Source organism: Streptomyces sp. NPDC050636, from assembly GCF_040654775.1.
Classification (GTDB): domain Bacteria; phylum Actinomycetota; class Actinomycetes; order Streptomycetales; family Streptomycetaceae; genus Streptomyces.
In genome coordinates, this window is sequence record NZ_JBFAIP010000247.1 from 1 (window position 1) to 2,068 (window position 2,068).

Genomic DNA, 2,068 nt, shown 5'->3' on the forward strand with positions numbered 1-2,068 from the left:
CGGGTTTGACCGTGCCCAGTCTACGAGCGCCAGACGTTGAAGGTACGGTTCCCACTTTACAGGGTCCGGAGACCTCTGGAGCAAGGCGTTGCCGAACGATCCTATGTTCACTGTGGCGTCGCTGGTGAGCGCGGCGGCGAGCAACATCTTCCTGCTCGATGCGGCGCGCGGCCTGGCCGGTTTGGGGGCTGCCGCGCTGCTGACCGCCGGGTGTTCGCTCCTTGCTGCGACCTTCGAGGGTCCGGCGCGTAACCGGGCGTTCTCGGCCGTCGGCATCGTGACAGGTGGTGGACTCGCCCTGGGAGCCATGGCGGCAGGGGCGCTGGCGGACACCTTGGGCTGGCGTGCGTTTTTCGGGCTGCACGCGGTGCTGATGCTGCTGGTCCTGTCCGCCGTCCCGTTCCTGGGCGAGTCACGCAGTGTGACGGCGGCCCGGGTGGACTGGCTGGGCACCGCAGCATTCGTCAGCAGTCTCTTCCTGCTCATGCTCGGCACGGTGGAAGGGCCTCAGTGGGGGTGGGGCAGCGCCGGCGTACTGGGCCTGCTGGCCGGATCAGCGGCGCTGATGGTGGCGTTCGTCCTGGTGGAGCGGCACGCCCGGTATCCGATGCTCGATCTGAAGCTGCTGCGCAACGCCAGGTTCATGGCACTGTGTCTGATCCCCGTGGTGGTGACGTTCTCGTTCGTGATCCTGCTGCCGCTGCTGCCGAACTACCTCATGGTCGCGAACGGCGCCGGCAGCCGGGCGGCGGGCACCACGATGCTGGTGATGGCGCTGCCGATCCTGGTGACCCCGCTTCTTGCCGGAAGGCTGATCAAGTGGGGGTTGTCGACCCGGGCCGTGTTCGGCCTCAGCCTGATGTGCCTGACCATCGGTCTCGCGTGGCTCGCCCTCGTCCTTCGACCAGGTGTGGGTCTGGCGGCACTGGCCGGGCCGATGATCACGCTCGGCGTCGGGCTCGGCCTCAACTTCGGCCTGGTCGATGGCGCGGTGCTGACCGTCGTGGCTCCCGAGGCCACCGGAACAGCGGCCGGCTTTCTCAACACGCTGCGGCTGGGCAGCGAGGCCGTCGTCATCGCTGCGGTCGGGGCAGCACTGGTCGATCTCGTACGGGACGGGCTGGGCGATGGGCTGCGACGATTCCCCGCCTACCGCGGTGGCGCCGGTGAGTTGGCCAACAGTGTCAACGCGGGCGACCTCACCGGTGCGCTGTCCGGGCTGCCGACCGAAAACCGGCCGGCATTCTTCGACTACGTCACGCACGGGCTCACCGGTGCGTGGCAGACGGTCCTGTGGACGAGCGCGGGAATCTGCATGGCTCTGTCCTTGGCGATCTACGCCATGCTGGCCGAGCCCAAGCCCAAGCCCAAGCCCGACCGTGGTCCGGCCACCGCAGGCGAACCCGCGTCCGAGGCGACGACGGCTGCCCGGTTCCGGTAACGCAGGCGGCCTCACGGCGTCTCGTTGTACCGGGCACCGGCGCCCTGGTACCGGCCCCCGGCCCACGACCCCCGGCTTGAGAATTCCCGGTGCGGCGAGGTCCCCTGCGGGGACACTCGAACGCTTTCGCCTCTGCGGCGGTGGAGCTGCCTCGCCGGAGGTGGCTGCACCGCCGCGGCCGGGCGGGCCTTTACTTGTGGGCGCTGATCACGCCGCCGTTGCTGAGCACGATGTACACGCCGTTGGACCGCGGGACCGGCCGATGGCATGGTCGTCCGGTTCGCCGGCCGGGGCCCCTTTTTGCGGGCCCCGGCCGCGTGCTGGTGGGCCCGCACGATGGTGGAGTCCACCGAGACCGCCCAGTTCAGATCCTCGTGGGCGTCGGCCTGAGCCATGAGGGCGGTGAACACCCGCTCCCAGGTGCCGTCGACAGCCCACATCCGCAGCCGGTTGTAGACACCTCTCCAGTTGCCGTACTTCTCGGGCAGGTGCACCCACTGCGACCCGGTCTGGAACTTCCAGGCAATCGCGTTGATCACCTCACGGTGGTCCCACCACCGGCCACCCCGCTTCGGTGTCCGATCAGGAAGTAACGGCTCGATCCGCGCCCACTGCGCGTGAGTCAAC

At 69.0% G+C, this 2,068-nt stretch carries 2 protein-coding genes; one reads left to right on the forward strand and one right to left on the reverse strand.

Features of this window, described 5'->3' with window-relative positions; all coding sequences use genetic code 11:
* Positions 1-88 precede the first annotated feature (88 nt).
* Positions 89-1,441 (forward strand): MFS transporter, encoded by a 1,353-nt coding sequence (locus tag AB0I10_RS41020; protein WP_363157833.1) that lies wholly within the window; start codon positions 89-91, stop codon positions 1,439-1,441.
* Positions 1,442-1,452: 11 nt separating this feature from the next.
* On the opposite strand, the gene AB0I10_RS41025 is transcribed toward AB0I10_RS41020, so the two are convergent.
* Positions 1,453-2,068 (reverse strand): IS5 family transposase (locus AB0I10_RS41025; RefSeq protein WP_363157834.1); only part of this gene is annotated, 616 nt, incomplete at its 5' end.